At 65.2% G+C, this 22,861-nt stretch carries 21 protein-coding genes; 15 read left to right on the forward strand and 6 right to left on the reverse strand.

The features are described 5' to 3' along the window. Nucleotides 1–8 precede the first annotated feature (8 nt). Entirely contained in the window at nucleotides 9–1,163 is a 1,155-nt protein-coding gene (locus tag V7N12_RS00260) for an NAD(P)/FAD-dependent oxidoreductase (RefSeq protein ID WP_333711846.1), read from the forward strand. Between the two features lie 42 nt (nucleotides 1,164–1,205). Here V7N12_RS00260 and V7N12_RS00265 read toward each other — a convergent pair whose 3' ends face one another. Then, on the reverse strand, nucleotides 1,206–2,222 hold the full coding sequence (locus tag V7N12_RS00265) for a P1 family peptidase (protein ID WP_333711892.1): 1,017 nt from the start codon (nucleotides 2,220–2,222) through the stop codon (nucleotides 1,206–1,208). Nucleotides 2,223–2,461: 239 nt separating this feature from the next. On the opposite strand from V7N12_RS00265, the gene panB reads away from it, so the two are divergent. Both panB and panC read left to right on the forward strand, forming a co-directional pair. Next, nucleotides 2,462–3,286: a 3-methyl-2-oxobutanoate hydroxymethyltransferase gene (gene panB, locus V7N12_RS00270; RefSeq protein ID WP_333711847.1), complete on the forward strand. Its 825-nt coding sequence runs from the start codon at nucleotides 2,462–2,464 to the stop codon at nucleotides 3,284–3,286. Further along, nucleotides 3,283–4,125 (forward strand): pantoate--beta-alanine ligase, encoded by an 843-nt coding sequence (panC, locus tag V7N12_RS00275; protein WP_333711848.1) that lies wholly within the window; start codon nucleotides 3,283–3,285, stop codon nucleotides 4,123–4,125. The genes panB and panC overlap by 4 nt, the downstream gene beginning before the upstream one ends. A 12-nt stretch (nucleotides 4,126–4,137) precedes the next feature. Here panC and V7N12_RS00280 read toward each other — a convergent pair whose 3' ends face one another. After that, nucleotides 4,138–5,424 carry an acetylornithine deacetylase/succinyl-diaminopimelate desuccinylase family protein gene (locus V7N12_RS00280; RefSeq protein ID WP_333711849.1) on the reverse strand — a complete coding sequence of 429 codons (1,287 nt, stop codon included), beginning with the start codon at nucleotides 5,422–5,424 and terminating at the stop codon, nucleotides 4,138–4,140. Beyond that, the gene (locus tag V7N12_RS00285) at nucleotides 5,421–6,593 is read right to left on the reverse strand and encodes a glycosyltransferase family 2 protein (RefSeq protein ID WP_333711850.1); all 1,173 of its coding nucleotides are present in this window, start codon (nucleotides 6,591–6,593) and stop codon (nucleotides 5,421–5,423) included. Before V7N12_RS00285 ends, V7N12_RS00280 begins: the two co-directional genes overlap by 4 nt. A gap of 168 nt (nucleotides 6,594–6,761) precedes the next feature. Between V7N12_RS00285 and V7N12_RS00290 the strand changes: the two genes are divergently transcribed. Together V7N12_RS00290 and V7N12_RS00295 are read left to right on the forward strand one after the other, a co-directional pair. Continuing rightward, a complete protein-coding gene (locus V7N12_RS00290) occupies nucleotides 6,762–8,543 on the forward strand; it encodes a hypothetical protein (RefSeq protein ID WP_333711851.1) in 1,782 nt (593 codons plus the stop codon). Next, nucleotides 8,540–8,950, forward strand: a complete 411-nt coding sequence (locus V7N12_RS00295) for a GtrA family protein (RefSeq protein WP_333711853.1) — start codon at nucleotides 8,540–8,542, stop codon at nucleotides 8,948–8,950. Before V7N12_RS00290 ends, V7N12_RS00295 begins: the two co-directional genes overlap by 4 nt. Here V7N12_RS00295 and V7N12_RS00300 read toward each other — a convergent pair. Next, entirely contained in the window at nucleotides 8,913–9,533 is a 621-nt protein-coding gene (locus V7N12_RS00300; protein WP_333711854.1) for a class I SAM-dependent methyltransferase, read from the reverse strand. The two genes, V7N12_RS00295 and V7N12_RS00300, sit on opposite strands and share 38 nt — an antisense overlap. Nucleotides 9,534–9,694: 161 nt before the next feature. Between V7N12_RS00300 and V7N12_RS00305 the strand changes: the two genes are divergently transcribed. From V7N12_RS00305 to V7N12_RS00330, 6 genes are all read left to right on the forward strand, one after another. After that, nucleotides 9,695–11,704: a hydantoinase/oxoprolinase family protein gene (locus V7N12_RS00305; RefSeq protein ID WP_333711855.1), complete on the forward strand. Its 2,010-nt coding sequence runs from the start codon at nucleotides 9,695–9,697 to the stop codon at nucleotides 11,702–11,704. Nucleotides 11,705–11,807: 103 nt separating this feature from the next. Beyond that, entirely contained in the window at nucleotides 11,808–12,416 is a 609-nt protein-coding gene (locus V7N12_RS00310; protein WP_333711856.1) for a CDP-alcohol phosphatidyltransferase family protein, read from the forward strand. A gap of 12 nt (nucleotides 12,417–12,428) precedes the next feature. After that, the gene (locus V7N12_RS00315; RefSeq protein WP_333711857.1) at nucleotides 12,429–13,628 is read left to right on the forward strand and encodes an ABC transporter substrate-binding protein; all 1,200 of its coding nucleotides are present in this window, start codon (nucleotides 12,429–12,431) and stop codon (nucleotides 13,626–13,628) included. A 93-nt stretch (nucleotides 13,629–13,721) separates the two neighbouring features. Further along, nucleotides 13,722–15,365, forward strand: coding sequence for an ABC transporter permease (locus V7N12_RS00320; protein ID WP_333711893.1), 1,644 nt, complete (start codon nucleotides 13,722–13,724; stop codon nucleotides 15,363–15,365). Further along, entirely contained in the window at nucleotides 15,358–15,999 is a 642-nt protein-coding gene (locus V7N12_RS00325) for an ATP-binding cassette domain-containing protein (RefSeq protein ID WP_333711858.1), read from the forward strand. The genes V7N12_RS00320 and V7N12_RS00325 overlap by 8 nt, the downstream gene beginning before the upstream one ends. Nucleotides 16,000–16,068: 69 nt before the next feature. Then, nucleotides 16,069–16,260: a YgaP family membrane protein gene (locus V7N12_RS00330; protein ID WP_333711859.1), complete on the forward strand. Its 192-nt coding sequence runs from the start codon at nucleotides 16,069–16,071 to the stop codon at nucleotides 16,258–16,260. A gap of 16 nt (nucleotides 16,261–16,276) precedes the next feature. On the opposite strand, the gene crtC is transcribed toward V7N12_RS00330, so the two are convergent. Next, nucleotides 16,277–17,149, reverse strand: a complete 873-nt coding sequence (gene crtC / locus V7N12_RS00335) for a carotenoid 1,2-hydratase (protein WP_333711894.1) — start codon at nucleotides 17,147–17,149, stop codon at nucleotides 16,277–16,279. Beyond that, nucleotides 17,113–18,666 (reverse strand): 1-hydroxycarotenoid 3,4-desaturase CrtD, encoded by a 1,554-nt coding sequence (crtD, locus tag V7N12_RS00340; RefSeq protein WP_333711860.1) that lies wholly within the window; start codon nucleotides 18,664–18,666, stop codon nucleotides 17,113–17,115. The genes crtC and crtD overlap by 37 nt, the downstream gene beginning before the upstream one ends. 84 nt (nucleotides 18,667–18,750) lie before the next feature. Between crtD and V7N12_RS00345 the strand changes: the two genes are divergently transcribed. The 4 genes from V7N12_RS00345 (at nucleotide 18,751) to V7N12_RS00360 (ending at nucleotide 22,830) form a co-directional block, all read left to right on the forward strand. Further along, nucleotides 18,751–19,632, forward strand: coding sequence for a polyprenyl synthetase family protein (locus V7N12_RS00345; RefSeq protein WP_333711861.1), 882 nt, complete (start codon nucleotides 18,751–18,753; stop codon nucleotides 19,630–19,632). Beyond that, nucleotides 19,632–20,780 carry a methyltransferase gene (locus V7N12_RS00350; RefSeq protein ID WP_333711862.1) on the forward strand — a complete coding sequence of 383 codons (1,149 nt, stop codon included), beginning with the start codon at nucleotides 19,632–19,634 and terminating at the stop codon, nucleotides 20,778–20,780. Before V7N12_RS00345 ends, V7N12_RS00350 begins: the two co-directional genes overlap by 1 nt. Nucleotides 20,781–20,890: 110 nt before the next feature. Beyond that, nucleotides 20,891–21,829 carry a chlorophyll synthesis pathway protein BchC gene (gene bchC, locus V7N12_RS00355; protein ID WP_333711863.1) on the forward strand — a complete coding sequence of 313 codons (939 nt, stop codon included), beginning with the start codon at nucleotides 20,891–20,893 and terminating at the stop codon, nucleotides 21,827–21,829. After that, complete coding sequence (locus V7N12_RS00360) at nucleotides 21,826–22,830, forward strand: chlorophyllide a reductase iron protein subunit X (protein WP_333711864.1); 1,005 nt, start codon at nucleotides 21,826–21,828, stop codon at nucleotides 22,828–22,830. Before bchC ends, V7N12_RS00360 begins: the two co-directional genes overlap by 4 nt. The last annotated feature ends 31 nt before the right edge of the window (nucleotides 22,831–22,861 follow it).

Below are 22,861 nucleotides of genomic sequence, written 5' to 3' on the forward strand. Positions count from 1 at the left end.
ATGTCGACGTGATCGTCGTTGGTGCCGGCATGATGGGCAGTGCCGCGGCCCGTCATCTGGCGCTGCTCGGTGCGAAGGTGGCGCTTGTCGGGCCGGAAGAGCCTGCGCAGAAGGCCGCGCATCAGGGCGTCTTTGCCAGTCATTATGATGCGGCGCGGATCACCCGCAAGATCGACACGCGCCCCAACTGGGCGCGTTTCAGTCAGGCAGCCATGGCGCGCTACGGCGAGATCGCGGCGGCGGGCGGCGTTGACTTCCACCATCCCGTCGGGGCCATCGTGGCAGGTCCCGAGGACGGGCCGAAGGCCTCCATGATCCGGCAGGCGCAGGAAAACGCGCAAAGGGACGGGATCGCGTTCGAGGCCCTGCGCGGTGCGGCGCTGCGCGCGCGGTTTGCGCAGTTCAGGTTTCCTGACGGGGTCCTTGCGCTTTACGAGGCTGATCAGGCGGGCTGGATCGACCCGCGCGCCCATGTGCGGGCCGAGATCGCGGGCGCGGTGGCCTTGGGTGTGGCTCTGTTGCGCACCGAGGTGCAGCGGCTGGATGAGGCAGGCGGCGTTGTCACCGCCCATTGCGCGGATGGCACGGTCCTGACGGGCGGCAAGGCCATTGTCGCCTGCGGTCCCTTCTCGAAAGCCGAAGGTCTGCTGCCCGAACCCTTGCCGATGCGGGTCTATGCCCGCACCATCGCGTTCTTTGAACTGCCCGAGGCAGAGGCCGCGCGACTGGCAGACATGCCCTCGGTCATCTATGTGCCGCCCGAAGGGCCGACCGATCCCTACATCCTGCCGCCGGTGCGCTATCCCGATGGCAAGACCTATATCAAGATCGGCGGCGATCCTGCGGATCGTGAACTGACCACCCCGGCCGAGATGAAGGACTGGTTCCGGACAGACGGCAACCCGCAGGCGGGTGCGGTGATGGCCGAGCAGTTGCTGCGTCTGATGCCCGATCTGGCCTATCGGGGCATCACATACGGCAGTTGCGCCACCTGTTTTTCACCGCATGGCAATCCGTTCATCACCCATCAGACCAGTGGCATCATGGCGCTGACCGCCGGCAATGGGGCGGCGGCGAAATGTGCCGACGAATTGGGACGGCTGGGGGCGCTGGTGGCTTTGGGCGAGGGTATTCCCGCACCCTACACGGGGGCTTTCGACTGAGAGCGCCGGAGCCTCCGGCGGGAGTTTCCCGGGAGAAAGAAGTCAGGGACGGTTCATCTGCCCGTAGGTCGCAAGCAGGTCGCCTGCGGCAGGGGTCGCGGCAAAAACCCCGCGTGCGATGGCGCGCGCAAGGCAGACAGAGGCCGCAGCGGCGATCTGCGTGAACTGTGGCAGGCTGACAGGGTCGCCCTGTCCTGTTGCAACACCGAAGACGAGGTCTCCGTCCAGGGGCGTATGGGCGGGAACAATCGCGCGGGCCATGCCGTCGTGGGCGGTGACGGCAAGGCGGTGGCACTGGGTTTTCGTCAGGGGCGCGTCGGTGGCTACGATGGCGATAGTGGTATGCGACATCTCAGTGCTGTGCAGGTGCATCGCTTGCGATTTGCGGCTGGGGTCGGGGCCGGTGTGACCGCCGGTCGGGTCGGGGCCTGCACCGCCGAATTCGGCCCCGATCTCGAAGGGGGCGGCCCAGAAATGCCGGTCGCCTGCGGTGGTCACGCTGCCGAGGCTGTTGACGACGACAAGCGCGCCGACGGTCGTGCCGTCCTCGAGGACCAGTGACGACGATCCCAGACCGCCCTTCTGCATGGCCGAAAGCGCGCCGGTGCCCGCACCAGCGGTGCCGATGGCGAAGTCGCGCGCGGCGCTTTCCAGCGCGGCACGGCCCAGCGCGCGATAGGGGTTTTCGGTCCAGTCCTTTGTGCCGCCGTTGATCAGATCGAAGATGATCGCCCCCGGCACGATCGGCACGCGCATCGGCCCCACGGCAAAGCCGCGCCCCATCGCGCGCAGCCCGTCCATCACGCCGGAACAGGCGTCCAGACCGAAGGCCGAACCGCCCGAAAGAACCAGTGCGTCCACCTCTTGCACGGTCTTGTCGGGGGCGAGCAGGTCGGTTTCCTTCGTCCCCGGTGCGCCACCCATGACATGCACGCTGGCGGTGAAGGGTGCGTCGGCGGTCAGCACGGTAGTGCCGGTCTTGATCGCGTGATCCTCGGCATTGCCGACCCGCAGGCCCGCGATATCGGTGATCAGGTTGCGGGGGCCGGGTGTGGGCATCTGGGCCAATGTCGGTTTCCTTGTCGCCTGTGGACCAGAGGCGCGCCTTGCCACCGTCCCCTGATGCGCCTGCATCCGTCCGTGCGAGGGTGCGCCGCATGATCTATCTTGCACGCCATAGTCGCCTGACCGACTGTCATGCGCAATATGACAAGGTGCCATGCCGCGATGTTCCCTGCTTGACGCTGGAAAGCGCGGCGCTTGGCTGATATTGCCTGTTGGCAAAGAAGGAACCTGCCATGAGTGCCACTGCCAAGAAACGCGCCCCCATGCCGGATGATATCCGCGCCGCCAAAGGGGGGACGCCGCTGGTCAGCCTGACCGCCTATACCACACCGATGGCGCAGATGATGGATGCGCATTGCGACATTGTTCTGGTGGGTGACAGTGTGGGGATGGTGCTGCATGGCCTGCCCTCGACCCTTGGGGTCACGATGGAGATGATGATCATGCACGGGCGCGCGGTGTCGCGTGGTCTGGAAAAGGCGATGATGGTCATCGACATGCCCTTCGGGTCCTACGAGGAAAGCCCGCAGCAGGCCTTTCGCAATGCCGCACGGCTGATGGCCGAAACGGGGGCCGGTGCGGTCAAGCTGGAAGGTGGCGTGGCCATGGCCGAGACGATTGCCTTTCTGATCAGGCGTGGCGTGCCGGTGATGGCCCATATCGGCCTGACGCCGCAGTCGATCAACACGCTGGGCGGCTACAAGGTGCAGGGTCGCGGGGCGGCGCGTGCCGCGCTAATCGCCGATGCCAAGGCGGTGGCGGATGCGGGGGCCTTCGCGGTCGTGCTGGAAAAGGTGCCGGCCAGCCTCGCCGACGAGATCACCTCAGCCGTGCCGATCCCGACGATCGGCATCGGCGCAAGCGCGGGCTGTGACGGGCAGGTATTGGTGCTGGACGATATGCTGGGGCTGTTCACCGCCTTCAAGGCCAAGTTCGTCAAGCGTTTTGCCGAACTGGGCAATGAAGCCGAGGCCGCGATTGCCGCCTATGCCGCCGAGGTCCGTGCGCGCAGCTTCCCCGCCGCCGAGCATGTCTTCGGCGATGAGGTAAAGACGTGATCGCGCCGATTGTCCGCAGTCTGTCGGACCTGCGGGCGCGCACCAAGGCGTGGCAGAGGGCGGATGAAACCATCGGCGTGGTGCCGACCATGGGTGCGCTGCATCAGGGGCATCTGTCGCTGGCGCGCGCGGCGCGCGAGAAATGCGACCGTGTGATCGTTACGATCTTCGTCAATCCCAAGCAGTTCAACGATCCCAAGGACCTCGAGAATTATCCCCGGACCGAGCAGGAGGATGCGCGCAAACTGGAAAGTCTCGGCGTCGATCTGATCTATGTGCCGGACCCCGACCAGATCTATCCGGACGGGTTCGCAACGACGGTATCGGTGTCGGGACTGACGGATATGCTCTGCGGGGAAAGCCGCCCGGGGCATTTCGATGGTGTGGCGACGGTCGTGTCGAAGCTGTTCTTGCAGACCTCGGCGGATTTCGCGTTTTTCGGCGAGAAGGACTATCAGCAGTTGCAGGTCGTGCGCCGCATGGCCGCTGATCTGGACATTCCCATCGCGGTGATCGGCTGCCCGACCATCCGCGAAGAGGACGGGCTGGCGATGTCGTCGCGCAACCTGCTGTTGTCGGATCGTGCGCGGATCAAGGCGCCGGTGCTGGCCGAGGTGATGAATGATCTGCGCGAGGCCCTGTTGGCCGGTGGTCGCATGTCCGACCTCGGGCCAGAGGCCGAGGCGCATTTGCTGGCGGCCGGGTTCAACAAGGTGGATTATCTGGAACTGCGCAGTGGCCGTGATCTGGGATTGCTGGATCAGGCGGCTGAGGATGCACGGCTATTCGCGGCGGCCTGGCTGGCGGGTGTGCGGTTGATCGACAATATCGGGGTCTGAGGGGCGCCCAGATTAGCGGTGGTCTGGGTCCACCAAAACCCGCCTCAACGCCCCCGCCATTACCTTGGCGCTGTCGATCATGTCTTCCACACCGACATACTCGTCCGGTTTGTGGGCCAGTTCCAGTATCCCCGGGCCATAGGCGATGCAGTTCTTCAGTTTCCCGATCCGGTCGATGTGTTTCTGGTCGTAGGTGCCGGGCGAGGCCACGAATTCAGCCGGTTTGCCCAAGACCTGTGCGATCTCGGCGGCGACGACCTGCACCACGGGGGCTGCGCGGTCGGTCATACTGGGCAGGACCACGTTGATTTCGCGCAAGGCGTAGTCGAAGCGGTCGCGGTCGCGTTTGAGGTCTTCGAGCAGGGCCCGCACCTCGCCGCGCACGTCGTCGAGGCGTTCTTCCGCCAGAAACCGCCGGTCGATCACGATGCGACAACTGTCGGGCACGCAATGGGCGGGCAGGCTGGTGTCGTCCGCGTCCTGATCGGGCTGGCCGCCATGGATCGCATTGATGTTCATCGTGGATGAGCGCGCGCCTTCCGGGACCACGGGCATGTCGGTCGTGCGGGCGGCCATCGCGGGGTAGAGCCTTTCCTCGAAGGCGGTCAGCACCGCCCCCATGTGCCGGACGGCGCAATCCCCGAGGAAAGGCATCGCGCCATGGGCGATTTCGCCGAAGGTCTCGATCTCGGCCCACCAGCCGCCACGGTGCCCCAGGCAGACGCGGTCCTTGTTCAGCGGTTCGGGGATGATCACGTGCTGCACGCGGTCGGGACTGAAATAGCCTTGCTCGGCCAGATAGGCCACACCGCCGTAGCCGCCGGATTCCTCGTCCGCGGTGCCGCTGATCTCGATGGCGCCAGCATGGTCGGGGTGGGTCGCGATAAAGGCCTCGGCTGCGATGATCGAGGCGGCGAGACCGCCTTTCATGTCGCAGGCCCCGCGACCGTAGATCCTGCCGTCGATCAATTCGCCGCCGAAGGGGTCCTTGGTCCAGCCAGCGCCGACCGCGACCACATCGGTGTGGCTGTTGAAATGGACACAGTCGCCTGTGCCTTTGCCCTGATGTCGGGCGAGGATGTTCCAGCGGGGGAAGCGGTCGCTGTCACCGGGGCTGCCATGGGCGCGGATCAGTTGGGTTTCGAACCCTGCATCCAGCAGACGCCGTTCCAGATATTCGCAGATCAGCCGGTAATCCTGTCCCGGCGGGTTCAGCGTGGGGATGCGGATCAGGTCCTGGGTCAGCGCGATCAGGTCGTCGCGGCGGTCTTCGATGGCCTGTGACAGCGCCTCGGTCATGACGTCCGGGACGGGGCGGGATCGGGGCGGATCGGTTGTTGCAGCATCGAGGACAGAAACCCTGTCGTGATGATCTGCACACCCAGCGAGGCGCTGACCACGGCCAGCGCGGCCGGTCGCACGATCTCGGTTGCGACCATGTCGCCAAAGCCCGTCGCCCCCCAACTGAAGACACCGGCCAGCGTCGCGATCAGGGCCACCAGCAACAACAGGCCGCCCAAGATACAGGCGTTGTCCACGCTGATCTTGTCGCGCAACCGCGCATAGCGGGGCGAGCTGGGCAAAAGATTGAAACGCACCGCGAAGATGCGGGTCAGCACATGGAAACAGACCATCTGGAATCCGGTCAGGATCAGCGCGCTGGCAAGGATCATCGTGGCGATGTCAAAACTGACGTCGCCGATCTGGATTGGTCCGACCATCAGCGCGAGGAACGCGACCGCGCCCACCGCGAAGAGGATCAGACCGGGATAGTAGAATAGCCAGTAGGGCGCGAAGGTCAGCAGCAGTTTCAGATGCAGCCAGCCGTCGCGCCAGCTGCGCAGGTGCGGTGGCCGCGACCGTCCGTCCGGTTTCAGGGTCGTCGGCACCTCGCGGATATCCAGACCGAAAAGCGTCGCGCGGATCACCATCTCGGATGCGAACTCCATCCCCGGCGTGTTCAGATGCAGCCCGAGGATGGCGTCGCGGTTGAAGCCGCGCAGGCCGCAATGAAAATCGCCGACCGGCGTGCGGTAGAAGATGCGACCGACTGCCGACAGCACCGGATTGCCAAGGTAGCGGTGAAGCGGGGGCATGGCGTTCTTGGCGATGCCGCCGCGAAACCGGTTGCCCATGACCAGATCGGCCCCCTTGCGCAATTCCGCGACAAAGGGATCGAGTTTCGAAAAGTCATAGCTGTCATCGCTGTCGCCCATGATGACGTATTTGCCCTGCGCCGCCGCGATCCCCGCCCCCAGCGCCGCCCCGTAGCCCTTGACCGGCACATCGACCACGCGCGCGCCCAGCCGCCGCGCGATATCCTGACTGCCATCGGTCGAGCCGTTGTCGGCGATCAGCACCTCGCCGTCGATGCCGGATCGTTCCAGATAGCCCTTGGCCTTGACGATACAGGTCTCGAGCGTCTCGGCCTCGTTCAGGCACGGCATCAGGATCGTGAGTTCTGTCATGGTCGGTCGGTTGCCTGTGCTGCTTGGATGGCTTTGCCCATAGCTTGCGGGGATCGCGTCCTTTGTGCAACAGCTTTCGACTTGCGCATGCGGGGTCACCCTTCTGCCTGAATCTGGCCATGGCGGACATGTTAGGTGGGCGCGAAACAGTCGCCAAAGCCGTTACCCATGTTCTCATCGTCGTTTTCCAAGAAGCTGGGCAAAATCGCCTTTCCGACGGTCATGCTCGGGGTCGTCGGGATCGTTCTGATCAAGGCGGTGATCTACGGTCAGGGGCTGGAGGAAAGATTTGCCGGTATGGGCAACGACGACATCCTGCGGCTGACCATGGTGCGCGACCTGATCGCGGGCCAGTCGTGGTTCGATCAGACGCAATACCGGCTGGTGCCGCCCGAAGGTGCGCCGCTGCACTGGTCGCGCTACATCGACGCCGGTATCGCTGCATTGATCATCCCGCTGTCGTGGGTCCTGCCGATGGCCATGGCCGAGCAGGTCGCCGTGGTGCTCTGGCCGACGCTGATCCTTGTCGTGACCTTGCTGGTGATCGGCTATGGGACGCGACGCATTTTCGGCGATGTGGCGGCCTGTTTCGCGCTGGCCTGCACGGTGTTCTGGCCGCTGACCGCCGATCTGCACGCGCGGCCGGGCAATGTCGACCATCACAACGTGCAGTTCCTGACGATGGTGATTGTCCTTTTCGCCATTGTCTGGCCCGGACGCGCGGCACGGGCCGGGATCATCGGCGGGGCCGCGGCGGCGTTTTCGCTGGCGGTCGGGCTGGAGAACATCATTTTCGTCGTCTTGGCCGGTGCGGTGCTTCTTGCGCGCGCGGCCTATCTTCGCGGCGATGATGTCGGGCGCCTGCGGGCGTTCTCGGTCTCGCTGCTGGTCTTCGGCGTTCTTTTCTGGGCGGGGCAGGCGGCGACGATCTACCGGTTCGCGATGATCTGCGACCAGTTGGGCGTGCCTGTGCTGGCGATGATCGGCGTGGCCTGTGCGGCCAGTGTCCTGCCCTTCGCGGTCCTGCGCGGGGACGCCAAACCGCTGCTGATCATCGGGGTTGCCGCAGCCGTCACTTTGGCGGGCCTTGTGCTGTTCTGGCCGATGACGCGCGTCTGTCTGGCGGGCCCTTACGGAACGCTGCCCGACTACATTCAGGAGTTCATCGGCGGCGCCATTACCGAAGCAAGGCCGGGGCTGGTCTATATCCAGCTACGGCCAGAGGCGGCGGTGCTGTTTTTGCTGCCGGTCGTCTCGGCCGTGGTGATCGGGTTCGGGGTCTATCTGGCCGACCGCCGCTTGGGCTATCTCGGGGATCGAGCCCGCACCACGCTGCTGATCTACCTGTGGTTCTGCGTGGCAGGGGTCGGGCTGGTCGCCTACCAGATGCGCATGGTCAATCTGGCCGCGACACCGGTGCCCATGGTTGCCGGCGCGGTCATGGCGTTTGTGTTGCGGGGCTATCTGGCCGAGCGGTCCCCCGCTGCGGCGGCAAAACTGTTTCTTGCAGGCTATCTTCTGGTTGCGCCGATCCTTCCGGGCTATCTGGCGGCGGCGCTGTTTGACTCGAATGCGTCCGATCAGGGCGTTGCGTCCTGCAAGGCGGTTGAACCCATGCAGGCCCTGAACGCAGTGCCGCCTGCGGTCATTCTGGCCCATGGCAACCTTGGTCCGCTGCTGATCTGGGGAACGCATCACGCGGCCCTTGCCGCGCCCTACCACCGCAGCGAGGCGGCCCTTGCGAATGCCATCCTGCCGTTCCGTGCCGATGATGCCGACATCGAAGAGGCGATCAGGGCGACGGGTGCCGAGATGCTGTTGCTGTGCAAGGATCAGGAACTGCAGAGCGGCTTTCTCAACCAGTTGGCGCAAGGCGGGTCTGCCCCTTGGCTGGCGCAGGTTCCCGTGGACAGCGAGGCCATCGCGCTCTTCAGGATATTGCCGCAATGACCGGGCGGGTCGGCCATCTGGCGTCTTTCCTGCGCTTCCTGATGGTCGGCGGCAGCTTCAGCCTTGGCTATGCGGTGCTGACCACGGCGCTGATCAATTTCGCCGGTGCACCGCCGCTTGTGACAAGCGTGGTGGTCTATCTGGTCTGCATCCCGCTGGCCTTTCTGGCCCAGCGCCGGTTCGCCTTCGGGCAGAGCAGCAATCGCCGCTATGGTCTGCTGATCTATACCGCGACGCAAGTCGTCTGTCTGACGTTCGTCGCCACGATCGCCAGCAGGTTCGTCAGCTATGACCTTTTGCTGGATACCGCGCTCTATCTTTTCACCGCAGGCATTGCGGCGGTGGCAAGCTATCTGATCTGCCGGTTCATCATTTTCCGGTCGCCGCCGGATGAAGCCGGGCAATGAAATGCAGGCTGCGGCCGAAGACCCATGACAGCGGCGCTGTGTACAGCGGCACTTGGGTCGAGAAACTGTCCTCGGCCAGTTCTGCCGTCTTGAACCAGTGGTCCCATTGGCGGCGGGGCGCGTAGTTGTAGGGCAGAACCACCCCGTGCGGCGCGTTGCCTACCCAATCCATCAACCGCAGCGTGGCATGGTCGAGCGCGTTTTCGCTGAGGTGGTCCTTGATGATCACGGCGGTCTTGGCGACCCGCGCCGCCTCGGAGATCAGGATCTGCGGATCGTCGGTATGGTGCAGCACGTCGACGAATGTCACCACGTCGACGCTGTTGTCCTCGAACGGGATCTTCGTGCCGTCGAACAGGGTGACGGGAATATGGGTCACCTCGCGCAGCATGATGTCGATGCCCTGAACTGTTGTGCCGGTCTGGCGCTCGCCGATCATCTTGGCGATCTGCCCGTCACCGGTGCCCACATCGAGAATAGAGGCGTTCTGCGGGATCAAAGCGCCGATTTGCTGAACCAGCACTTTGACACGCCGGTTGAAGATCAGCTTTTCATGGGCCTGACCAATCGATTTCTTGAGCATAGCGATCCCTTCGGCGCGGTTTGGTGCCGACAGTTAGCCATCTGTCGCGCGAGGTAAAGGATGCCGGTGCAATCCGTCGCTGATTTGACAGAATAATGTCGAATTGGCGTTGCGCCTTGCCGCAGGCTTCGGGCAACTACCCTGAAACGCAAGGAGGCGGCATGGCATATCTTTTGGGCGTCGACACAGGGGGCACCTATACCGATGCCGTGATCCTCGATGAAGCGGCCGATGCGGTCGTGGCCTCGGCCAAGGCGCTGACCTCGCGGCCGGATCTGGCTTTGGGGGTCGGACAGGCGATTGATGCGGCCCTGGCAGAGGCGGCGGTCGATCCGGCGGCCATTGCGATGGTGTCGCTGTCCACGACGCTGGCGACGAATGCGCTGGTCGAGGGACAGGGCGGGCGAATCGCATTGGTGGCCATCGGGTTCGATGAGGGCGATCTTGGCCGTGCAGGGCTGGCGGATGCGATGCGCGGCGATCCCGTGATCCGGCTGGCGGGCGGGCACAACCATGCGGGCGGACAGGTCGCGGCGCTGGATCTTGCATTGCTGGCGCAGGAGATTGCCGCGCTTGACGAAGGGATCACCGGTTGCGCGGTTGCCGCCGCCTTTGCCACCCGCAACCCCGCCCACGAGATCGCCGCCCGCGACCTGATCCGCGCGGCGACGGGCAAGCCTGTCAGTTGTTCGCATGATCTCAGCCGCGCGCTGGGTGGGCCGAAGCGGGCGCTGACCGCCGTTCTGAACGCGCGCCTGATCGGGATGATCGACCGATTGATCACCGCCTGCGAGGGGCATCTGGAAAAGCGCGGGATCATCGCGCGGCTGATGGTGGTGCGCGGGGACGGGGCGCTGGTCTCGGCCGGGGTCGCGCGCGAGAAGCCGATCGAAACGATCCTGAGCGGGCCTGCCGCATCCATCGCCGGTGCAAGCTGGCTGAGCGGCGAGACGGATGCGCTGGTCAGCGATATCGGGGGCACGACGACGGATATCTGCCTTTTGCGCGACGGACGCCCCAAGATCGACCCGCAGGGCGCGCGGGTCGGCCCCTACCGCACCATGGTCGAGGCCGTGGCGATGCGCACATGGGGGCTGGGCGGTGACAGCGAGGTGCATGTCAAGGAAGGGCTGGAGGGCGGCCTGTTCCTTGGCCCGCGCCGGTTGATGCCGATCTCGCTGGCCGCTGTGCAGTTTCCCGAACTGATCCATGCGACGCTGGACCGTGCGCTGGGTCAGGACATTCCCGCACCCGACGGCGGACTTTTCGTGATCCCGCTTTGGGACCAGTTGCCCGCCGGTCTGGACAAACGCGAGGCGCTGGTGGCCGAACGGCTGGCAGACGGGCCCTTGCGGCTGGGTCATGCGGTGCAGTCGCGGATGGAGAACCCCGCCCTCGGCCGTCTGATCGCACGCGGACTGGTGCTTTTGGCGGGGGTGACACCGTCTGATGCCTCGCACGTCCTGGGGCTGGTTGCGGCATGGGACAGCGAAGCAGCGGAAAAGGCGCTGACGCTGTTTGCCCGCCGTAGGACCGGCGCGGGCGAGCGGATCGCGCCTGATGCCGCAACCCTCGCGCGCCGGATCATCGACCAGTTGACCGCGCAGACGGTGGATTGCCTGTTGCAGGCCGGTTTTGCCGAGGATGACCGCGACTGGCCCGACCCCGTGGGGCTGGCGCGGCATCCGCTGGCGATGGCCGGGCTGGACCACCATAGCGGTGTCATGCGGGTGCAGATGTCCTTGGGTGTGCCGGTCGTGGGGTTGGGGGCCTCGGCTGCGACCTATTACGGTGCTGTCGGCGCACGGCTGGGCACGCGGATGGTGCTGCCTGCCCATGGCGGTGTCGCCAATGCGATCGGCGCGGTTGTGGGGCAGGTGCGGATGCAGGCGACGGGCACCGTGACCAGCGCGGGCGAAGGGGCCTATGCGGTGCATCTGGACGGTGGCCCAAAGGTCTTTGCCGACAGGGACGAGGCGCTGTCGGTTCTGGAAACACAGCTGAGGGCCGCGGCGGAAGGCGCTGTCCGCGCCTCGGGCGTCGAGGAAATCCGGATCTCGGTCAGCCGCGAGATTTCCGAGATCGAGGTCGAGAACAGCACGATGTTCATCGAGGCCACGCTGCGGGTCGAGGCCTCGGGTCGGCCGCGCATCGCCGACGACGCCATGTGAATTGTGACAGTTCCGGCGGGTCGTCTCACTTTCGCGTGGGCCGAATTGCGCGATTGCCGGTGATCGGTCAAAAGGCAACGGACAACCAGAGTGCGATGTCCAGATGCTTGACCGTTTTGCCCGACGCCTGATCGACCCGCCGCTGAACCGGATCGGGCGCGCGCTTGCCGGGGCCGGTGTGACGGCGGATGCGGTGACGCTGGTGGGTCTTGGACTGGGGCTGGTGGCCGCGGCGATGATCGCAGTGGGCGCGCCGCTGCTGGCGCTGGTGCCGTTACTGGCCAGCCGGATCGCCGACGGGCTGGACGGGGCGGTTGCTCGGGCGACGCGCAAGACCGACTTTGGCGGCTATCTGGATATCGCGGCGGATTTTCTGTTCTACGGGGCGATACCCTTTGCCTTTGTGCTGGCGGACCCCGCCGCCAACGGCGTCGCGGGCGCGTTTCTGCTGACCTCGTTCTACGTCAATGGCACCAGTTTTCTGGGCTACGCCATTCTTGCCGAAAAGCATGGTCACAAGACGGAGGCGCAGGGGCAGAAATCGCTTTACTACTCGAACGGCCTTCTGGAAGGCACCGAGACCATCGTTTTCTTCGTTCTGCTGTGCCTCTTTGAAACTTATTTCGTACCGCTTGCGTGGGTCTTTGGAACGCTCTGCTTTGCCACCGCTGTCCTGCGGATCTATGCCGCCAAACAAATCTACACGACCTGAAAGGAACCTTTGATGAAACATCTTGCCGTGCTGGCCGCCCTGCTGGCCCCCTTGCCTGCCTTGGCCGACACAGATCCCGCGGATTGGGACGCGGTGACTGCGGCTGCCCAAGGGCAGACCGTGTTCTGGAACGCCTGGGGCGGTTCGACCACGACGAACGACTTCATCGCATGGGTTGGCGCGCGCGTGGCCGAGGACTATGGCGTCACGCTGGAACACGTCAAACTGACCGACACGGCCGATGCCGTGACCCGCGTGTTGACGGAAAAGCAGGTCGGGGAGGACGACGATGGCGCGATCGACATGATCTGGATCAACGGCGCCAATTTCGCCGCGATGAAAGAGGCCGATCTGCTGTTCGGCCCCTTCGCCGAGCAACTGCCGAACTGGGCCCTTGTCGATGTCGAGGGCAAGACGGTCCAGACCGATTTCACCGTGCCTGTCGAAGGGTTCGAGGCCCCTTGGGCGATGGCACAGGTGGTCTTTATCCATGACACCGCCGATCTGGCCGAACCGCTGGGCTCGATGGACGAGATACTGGCGTGGTCCGTCGCGAACCCCGGTCGGTTCACCTATCCGCAGCCGCCGGATTTCCTTGGCACGACGTTTCTGAAACAGGCGCTTGTCGATCTGCTGGATGATCCTTCTGTCTTGTCGCAGCCCGCGACGGATGACAATTACGATGCGGTCACCGCACCGCTTTGGGCGTTCCTTGAAGAGCTGACACCGACGCTCTGGCGCGAGGGCCGCGCCTATCCGGCGACCGGCCCCGCGCAGTTGCAACTGATCGCGGATGGCGAGGTCGATCTGGCGATTTCCTTCAGCCCCGGTGAAGCGACGGCGGCGATTGCCAACAACCAGTTGCCCGACACGGTCCGCACCTTCGTGCTGGACAAGGGCACCATCGGCAATGCGTCCTTCGTGGCGATCCCCTACAACTCGGGCAGCAAGGAAGGCGCGATGGTCGTCGCCAACTTCCTGATGTCGCCCGAGGCGCAGGTGCGGGCGCAGAACCCGGAAATCCTGGGCTACGGCACCGTGCTGAACATGGACGCGCTCAGCGCCGAGGATCGCGCGGCCTTCGAGGCGCTGGAACTGGGGATCGCGACACTGTCACCGGCGGAACTGGGCACGGTTCAGGATGAACCGCACCCAAGCTGGATGACCCGCATCGCTGACGACTGGGCCACCCGCTATGGCGTGGCGCAGTAAGTGATCTTGGCGCGGCGGCTGCGTCGCGCCAAACTCTATCCTGTGACCCGCCGCCGTTTCCTGCCGCTGCTGCCTGCCCTGACGCTTCTGGCGATGCTGGGGCCTGTGGCGGCGGGGCTTTGGGGCACGGTGCTGCCCGCTTTCGGGCATCTGCCTGCGGCGGGGCTGACCGGGCCGAGCCTTGATCCTTTCCGCGACCTGTTCGGCTGGGCGGGCCTGCCGCGCGCGGTTTTCCTGTCCGTCAGCACCGGCCTGCTGGCGACGTTCTTTTCGCTGGCGATTGTCACGCTGGTCACGGCGGGCTGGTCCGGCACGCGGGCGTTTCGTGTGCTTGAACGCCTGCTTTCGCCGCTTCTTTCGGTGCCGCATGCGGCGGCGGCCTTTGGTCTGGCCTTTCTGATCGCACCATCAGGCTGGCTGTCGCGGTTGGTCTCGCCGGGTCTGACGGGCTGGGAAAGGCCGCCTGATCTTCTGATCGTGCAGGACACATGGGGTCTGACCATGACCGCCGGGTTGATCGTGAAGGAAGTGCCCTTCCTGTTGCTGATCATGCTGGCAGCCCTTGGGCAGGCGGATGGGCGGCGCAGTGTCGTCGTGGCGCAGGCCTTGGGCTACGGGCGGCTGACGGGGTGGCTGAAGACCGTCTTTCCGCGCGTCTATGCCCAGATCAGACCGCCGGTCTATGTGGTGCTGGCCTATTCGATGTCCGTGGTCGATGTGGCGGTGATCCTTGGCCCCAACACGCCACCGCCCCTGTCGGTGCAGATCGTCAAGCTGATGTCCGACCCCGACCTTTCCATGCGGCTGGAAGCGGCGGCGGGGGCCTTGCTGCAACTGGCGCTTGTCGTGGCCGCGCTGGGGCTCTGGCGGTTGGGCGAGGTCGCCGTCGCGCGGTCGGGTGCGCGCTGGATCGCGGCAGGCGGGCGCGGGCGGCTGGACGGGCCGGTTGCGGCCCTTGCCTTGGTCGGCGGGGCAGGTGCCGCACTGGCGGTTCTCTTGGGATTGGCCGTGCTGACGGTCTGGTCCTTTGCGGGGTTCTGGGGGTTTCCCGATGCCCTGCCTGACAGCTTTACGATGAAGAACTGGATGCGGCACAGCGACGGCGCCGTCGCGGCCTTGGGCGAGACGGCCCTGATTGCCGCCGTTGCCGCGCTGCTTGCGCTGATCCTGACCATCGGTTGTCTGGAGGCCGAGTATCGCCATGGCCTGAAGTGGAGCACGCGATCCGTCTGGTTGCTCTATCTGCCGCTGCTTGTGCCGCAGACGGCGTTTCTGCCGGGATTGCAAACGCTGATGCTGGGGATCGGCGCGGATGTGGGGCGGTTGCCCGTGATGATGGCGCATCTGGTCTTTGTGCTGCCCTATGTCTTTTTGTCGCTCGCCGATCCCTACCGCGCCTGGGATGCGCGGATGGGAACGATTGCGCGCGCCTTGGGTGCAAGCCCCGACCGCGTGCTCTGGCGGGTGCGCCTGCCGATGCTGCTGCGGCCGATCCTGACCGCCTTGGCGGTGGGACTGGCGGTCTCGGTCGGGCAGTATCTGCCGACCTTGCTGATCGGTGGGGGCCGCGTGGCAACGCTGACGACCGAGGCGGTGGCGCTCGCATCCGGAGGTGACCGCCGCGCCATCGGCGTTTATGGGCTGATGCAGACGGGGGCGGCGCTGGTGCCTTTCGCGCTGGCGCTGCTGATCCCCGCGCTGGTCTGGCGCAAGAGACAGGGGTTGCGGCATGGATAAGGGCTTGGTCCTGCAAGACGTGGTGATCGCCAAGGGCGGCAATGTGCTGCTGCGGGTCGATCACACCATCGGCCCGGGCGAGGTGCTGACGGTCATGGGCCCGTCCGGCGTCGGCAAGTCGACCCTGTTGTCTTTCGTCACGGGCACGCTTGCGACCGAGTTTTCCGCGACAGGGCGCGTTCTTCTCGACGGGCATGACATCACCGAGGCACCGGCGCATCTGCGGCGCGTCGGCATCCTGTTTCAGGACGACCTGCTGTTTCCACATATGTCCGTGGGGGCGAACCTTGCTTTCGGGCTTGCGCGGGGCGGGTCACGGGCGGAACGGGCGGCTAAGATCGCAGAGGCATTGTCAGAGGTCGGGCTAGAGGGTTTCGCCGACCGCGATCCGGCGACCCTGTCGGGGGGGCAAAAGGCGCGGGTCGCGCTGATGCGGATGCTGTTGTCGGACCCCTGCGCCTTGCTGCTGGATGAACCTTTCTCGCGGTTGGATGCGGCCTTGCGCGCGCAGGTGCGCGAGATGGTCTTTGCAAGGGCGCGCGTGCGGGCCTTGCCGGTGCTGATGGTGACACATGACGCCGAGGATGCGGCGGCGGCGGGGGGGCAGGTGATCGTCTTGTGCAACGATGCGTGACAATGTCACCGACTGGCGGTGCCAATCAGGCTAGGATGGCGATATCATCTCTCGGAAAGGAGACCCCCCATGACACGCAATGAAGGCACAATCGACCGCGCAGTCCGGATCATTGTCGGACTTGTCCTGATCTCGCTGGTTTTCGTCGGGCCACAGACCGCTTGGGGCTGGGTCGGCGTGATCCCGCTGGTGACCGGTGCAATCGGGACCTGCCCGCTCTATCGCGTCCTTGGCATCAATACCTGCGGTATCGCCAAATAGGGCAGCGACGGCCTGACTACGCCCCCGGCCAGCCTTTGCGCCGGGGGACACGCACGGCCAGCATCGGCTTGATCAGCGGCGAGGCGAAGCGGTCGAGGTCCAGCGCCTCGTGCACGCCGGTGACTGTCTCACCGTTGATCTGCGTCTGCACCGCCGAGCGCGAATAGAACGGCGCATCCAGCATCGGCAGCACCTGTTTGGGCATGACGCCCGCATCGGCCCGGGTTTCGCGCATGACCTGCCAAAGCGAGCGTTTGAACCGCCTGCGCGGCGGGGCCTTGACGATGCGGGCCTCGCCTTGCGCATCGAATGCGATCGCGGTGTCCAGTGTCGTGCCATCCCGCCGCACGGCATCATAGATGCAGGTCGCCCCCTCCTTGGTCGGATAGCGTCCCCATGTCCAGAAGCTGAAGTCCTGTTCCAGCGCCCGCGTGCCGAAATTGGCGTCGAAATAGCCATGGCCGGACCATTGCCAGCCCTTCGCCTGAAGTTCGACCTTGATGTCGGACGAGGGCGCGAAGGGGCGCCAGATATGGGTGCCCTCGGGTGTCAGCAACATTTCGACCGAGGTCAGCGCATGGGGTGTCACCGTGATCCGCCCGCGCAGGCGGCTGATCAGGGGCGGGCTGCTGATTTCATCGATCTCGATGACCAGTTCCCTGCCGGTCCAGTGCATCGACGAGGGGCCGACCTGAAGCCTGTCGGGTGTCGTTTGCAGCGCGTCGCGGCCTCGGTCGGTCATGGTGAACCGCCCGCCGCGCCCGTAGGTGGCGACGTTGATGCAGCAATGGTTGGCGGGGTCCTTGCGGCCCGACCACGCATACCAGGGCGAAAAGACCGATCCGATAAATCCTATGACCGAGACGGCTTTTGTCCCGTCATCGCTGATCCCGTCGACATACCACCACGCATACCCATTCGGCGGGACGTCGAGGTGGAAGCATGGTCGGTCATGATCGCCGCGACCGCGTGCTGCGCGGAGAGGGTGGCCATCGGCACCCCCGCCCCCGGATGCGCCCCGCCCCCGCACAGGTATAGCCCCGGGATCGCCGTGCGCGCCGTCGGGCGCTTGAAGGCCGCCATCAGCCCATGCGGGCTCCGCCCGTAGAGGGAACCGCGGCTCGCCGGAAAGAGCGCGTCGAACTCTGCCGGTGTGGTCAGCGCCGCGGGTTCCGGTGTCGGTGTGAAGTGCAGGCCGAAGTCCCGGAACCGGTTGAAGATCTGTGTCTGACATGGGGGCTTCTCCTTGGCCGGATCGCGCGGGACCGGGGGGGCGTTCATGATGATCTCGAACCGTTGCAGGGCGTCTGGGGCCACTTGCCCGTGGTCCTGCGCGCAAAGGTAGAGTGTGGCGTCGGTCGGCATTTCGTCGCGGGCGAGGGCTGCGAACTCGGCCCTCGGGTCGCGGCCGAAAAAGACCGTGTGATGGGCAAGAGGCAGGCCGTCGGGCATGGCCGCGAAGGCGTGGACATAGGCCGACAGGCTGCGCGGGCTGACGTGGTGGGGGGCGATGGCCTTGCGCGGCCCCTCGCCCAGAAGGCCGGTGGCCAGCGCATTGGGGTCGCCGTTGAAAAGCACGGTATCCGCGGGAAAATGGCTCGCCCCGGTCTGCACGCCCGACACGCGCCCGTTCTGCCGTGTGATCCGTGTTGCTGCCGTGGTGTAGTGAAAGACCGCGCCGCGCGCTTTGGCAAGGCTTTCGATCGCGCGGGCGAGCGCGTGCATCCCGCCTTTCACGGTCCAGACCCCCTGCGCCTCGGCCTGCCAGATCAGCGAAAGGATCGCGGGCGCGGCATAGGGCGACCCGCCGACATAGGTGGCATAGCGCCCGAAAAGCTGCGCAAGGCGCGGGTCAGAGAAGCTGCCGCGCAACAGGCCGGCCAGCGTGCGGTGCGGTGCCATGTCGAAGACAAGTGATGGGTGCCGCATGACAGTTGCGGTCAATGCGAACTGGCTGGGCGCCGCGGTGCGCATCATGGGCCCATCGAAGGCCTGAAACAGGCGCGCGGCGCGTTTGCTGAAGCGGGCGAACTGGCGCGCGGCCGTGTCGCCGAAGGCGGTGCGGATATTGGCGATGTTCCGGGCTTCGTCGGTCACCAGATCAAGGCTGGTGCCGTCGTCCCAATAGTGTCGTGCCAGCGTGGTCAGCGGGGACAGCGCGACATGGGCGTGCAGGTCCTCGCCCGCGTCGCGGAAAAGCGCCTCGAATACCGGCAGCATGGTCAGCACGGTCGGCCCCGCATCGACCGGCCCGGCATCCGAAGGCACGGTCCGCATCTTGCCGCCCGGGCCGCCATGCAGGTCGAGCACGGTCACATCGCAGCCCCGATGCGCCAGTCGCAGGGCTGCCGCAAGACCGCCGATACCAGCCCCGATAATCACCGTCTTGGGCCCGTGATCCGTCATCTTTGCCCTGATTCACTGTTTCATTTGATTTACATTGACATATGTAAACTAAAATAGACACACTGGAATGCAAAGGAGAGCCTGATGCGAATCTCGGACCGTATTGATGTCGCGATGCAGCGTGCCATTGCGCGCGGACAGGGCGGCGCGGCTCCGGCCAAGCTGGCCTCGGCGCTGGAATATGCGGTCACACCGGGCGGTGCGCGGATCAGGCCGACGATCCTGACCTCGGTTGCGATGGCCTGCGGTGACGATCAGCCCGCGCTGACCGATGCGGCGGCTGTGGCGCTGGAGGTGATCCATTGCGCCAGTCTGGTGCACGACGATCTGCCGTGCTTCGATGATGCCGACATGCGGCGGGGCAAGCCCGCGCTGCACAGGGCCTATTCGCAGCCGATCGCGGTTCTGGCCGGCGACAGCCTGATCATCATGGGCTTTCAGATCATTGCCCGCGCGGCGACGGCGGCGCCGGATCGCGCGCTGACCCTGATCGACATTCTGGGCACGCGGACGGGGATGCCTTTCGGGATTTGCGCCGGACAGGGCTGGGAAAGCGAAGAGACGATCGACCTTTCCGCCTATCATCAGGCCAAGACAGGCGCGCTGTTCATCGCCGCAACCCAGATGGGGGCCGTGGCCGCTGGGCAAGAGGCCGAGCCTTGGGAAGAACTGGGCGCCCGCATCGGCGAGGCGTTTCAGGTGGCCGACGACCTGCGCGATGCGCTGTGCGACGAGGCGACCTTGGGCAAACCTGCCGGACAGGACGGCCTTCACGGCCGCCCCAATGCTGTCGCGGCCTATGGTGTGCAGGGTGCCATCAGGCGCTTTGACGACATTCTCGGCGGTGCCATCGCCTCGATCCCCGCTTGCCCGGGCGAGGCGGCGCTGGCGCAGATGGTGCGGGCCTATGCCGACAAGCTGGTCCCGGCGGGTGCGCGTAGCAGGTCGACCGTTCCGGGCGAGTGATGGCGGACCAGCGACCGACCTCTCGGGTCGCGGTGCCCGACCGCCGATCCCTTCGCCGGTCGCGCTGGCTGACGCGGCTTGTCGCCTCGCGCGGGTTTCAGCAGTGGGCGACCCGGTTTCCCTTCACGCGCGGCATTGTCGTGTCGGAAGGCGAGGCGATGTTCGATCTGGTCGCGGGCTTTTGCCACAGCCAGATCCTGCAGGCTTTCGTGCGGCTGGACCTGCCCAAGATGCTTTTGGCGCAAGAGATGAAAGCCGATGCGCTGGCGATCGAAGCCCGCGTTCCGCCCGAGCGGATGCAGGTGCTTTTGTCGGGTGCCGTAGCGCTGAACCTGATCAAGCGGCGGCGGTCCGGCTTTTATGCCCTGACCCAGCGCGGAGCGGCCCTTGCCGGTGTGCCGGGGTTGCAGGGCATGATCGACCACCACGACATTCTCTATCTTGATCTCGCCGATCCGGTGGCCTTCTTCCGTGGCGAGGTCGAAACCGAGCTGGCCGCGTTCTGGCCCTATGTTTTCGGCGCGGGCGGCGCGACTAACCCCGAAACCTCGGCGCAGTATTCGCAACTGATGGCCGACAGTCAGGTCCTTGTGGCCGAGGACACGCTTGCCATGGTGGATTTCCGCAGGGCGAACCATGTCCTCGATGTCGGCGGCGGAACCGGCGCGTTTCTCGGCGCCCTCAGGCAGGCCCATCCGCAACTGGAACTGACGCTGTTCGATCTGCCTCAGGTGGCGCGGGTCGCCGAGGCGCGTTTCCTGGCCGCAAGCCTGGCCAAGACCGTCAATATCGTGCCGGGGTCCTTTCGCGACGATCCGCTGCCCAAGGGCGCGGATACCATCACGCTGGTCCGCGTTCTCTATGATCACAGCGACGAGACCGTCGCCGCATTGCTGAGGTCCGCCTTCGACGCCTTGCCTGCGGGCGGGCGGATCATCGTGTCGGAGCCGATGACGGGGGGCGATGCGCCGCAGCGCGCGGGGGATGCCTATTTCGCCCTTTATTGCATGGCGATGCGCACCGGAAAGGCGCGGTCCCCGGCGGAAATCACGACCCTTCTGGAAGGCGCGGGATTTACCACCCCCCGCGTGCCGCGTGCGCGGCGACCCTACATCACCTCGGTCGTTCAATGTGTAAAGCCAGATTGACAGATTAAGTGTCAAAAGAATTTGACACTTTGGTATGTAACACTACACTATGATCACGAAAGGGTGTCGCACCTTGCAGGACCTGCAGGCGCCACACGGCGGAGAAAACTTTGAAAACTAATGCAGTAATACTCTCAGCCCCGGGAAAGCTTTCGCTGGAAACGGTTGGAATCACACCGCCCGCCGCCGACGATATCGTTGTCGAGATCAGGCATTCGGGAATTTCCACGGGCACCGAGAAGCTGTTTTGGACGGGTGAGATGCCGCCGTTCCCCGGAATGGGCTATCCGCTGATCCCCGGCTACGAGGCTGCGGGCGAAGTGGTCGAGGCCGGTTCCGACAGCGGTTACCGCGTGGGCGAGCATGTCTTCGTGCCGGGTGCAAGCTGCTATATCGGTGCGCACGGGCTTTTCGGCGCGGCGGCCCGGACGATCGTCACCAAAGCGTCGCGCGTGACACGGATCGACCGTGGTCTCGGGGCGGCGGGTGCGCTTCTGGCGCTTGCCGCGACGGCGCGCCACGCCATGGCTGGCCCGCACAAGTCCGTCCCTGATCTGATCATCGGTCACGGTGTGCTGGGCCGTTTGCTTGCCCGTCTGACGATTGCCTCGGGCGCGCCTGCGCCCACTGTGTGGGAGGTCGATGCCCAGCGGATGGACGGCGCCACCGGATACAAGGTCATCACACCCGACACCGACGCGCGCCGCGACTACCGGTCCATCTATGATGCCTCCGGCCGGGGCGATCTGCTGAACGACTGGATCGGCCGCATCGCCAAGGGCGGTGAGATTGTGCTGGCGGGGTTCTATACCGCGCCGCTGCAATTCGCCTTTCCGCCCGCTTTCATGAAAGAGGCGCGTTTCCGCATCAGCGCGGAATGGGCACCCGACGACATGACCGCCACCAAGGCGCTGGTCGAGGCCGGCACGTTGGAACTGGCCGATCTGATCACTCACGAACAACCGGCGGGGAACGCCGCGGCTGCTTACGAGGCCGCTTTCTCTGATCCCGCCTGCCTGAAAATGATCCTGAACTGGGGAACCGCATGAAAGACGAAGTGCCGAACCTGAAAGACTTCGACAAGCGCCTGCGCGACGAAGCCGCGGTAGAGCCATCGCTGGAGGTGCCGCAGGGTGAACCCACGTCGAAAACCCAGATCATCGCGATCTATGGCAAAGGCGGCATCGGCAAGTCGTTCACGCTGGCCAACCTCAGCCACATGATGGCCGAGATGGGCAAGCGCGTGCTGCTGATCGGTTGTGACCCCAAGTCGGACACGACCAGCCTTTTGTTCGGCGGCAAGGCCTGTCCCACGATCATCGAGACATCCGCCAAGAAAAAGCTGGCGGGCGAAGAGGTCGTCATCGGTGACGTCTGCTTCAAGCGCGGCGGTGTCTTCGCGATGGAGCTCGGCGGGCCCGAGGTTGGGCGCGGCTGCGGTGGGCGCGGGATCATCCACGGGTTCGAACTGCTCGAAAAGCTGGGCTTTCATGACTGGGACTTCGACTATGTCCTGCTGGATTTCCTTGGCGACGTGGTCTGTGGCGGTTTCGGTCTGCCGATTGCCCGTGACATGGCGCAGAAGGTCATTCTTGTCGGCTCGAACGATCTGCAATCGCTTTACGTGGCGAACAATGTTTGCTCGGCGGTGGAATACTTCCGCAAACTGGGCGGCAATGTCGGCGTCGCGGGCCTTGTGATCAACAAGGACGACGGCTCGGGCGAGGCGCAGGCTTTTGCCAAGGCCGTCGATATTCCGGTGCTTGCCGCAATCCCGCAGGATGACGACCTGCGCAAGAAATCCGCCAATTACCAGATCGTCGGCACCCATGAAAGCAAGTGGGGTCCCATGTTTGAAGGGCTGGCGACGGCGGTGGGCATTGCCCCGCCCGTCCGGCCTTCCCCGTTGGATCAGGACGGTCTGCTGGACCTCTTCGACAGCAAGGATACCGGCGGCGATTACCAGTTGGTGCCCGCCACCGACATCGACATGCGCGGCAAGAATGCCGCACCGAAAGAAAGCCTGGAGGTCATCTACGACGATGCGTGAGGCTGGCCAACATATCCCCGCGGATGTCCGC

Source organism: Yoonia sp., assembly GCF_036770585.1.
GTDB lineage: Bacteria > Pseudomonadota > Alphaproteobacteria > Rhodobacterales > Rhodobacteraceae > Yoonia.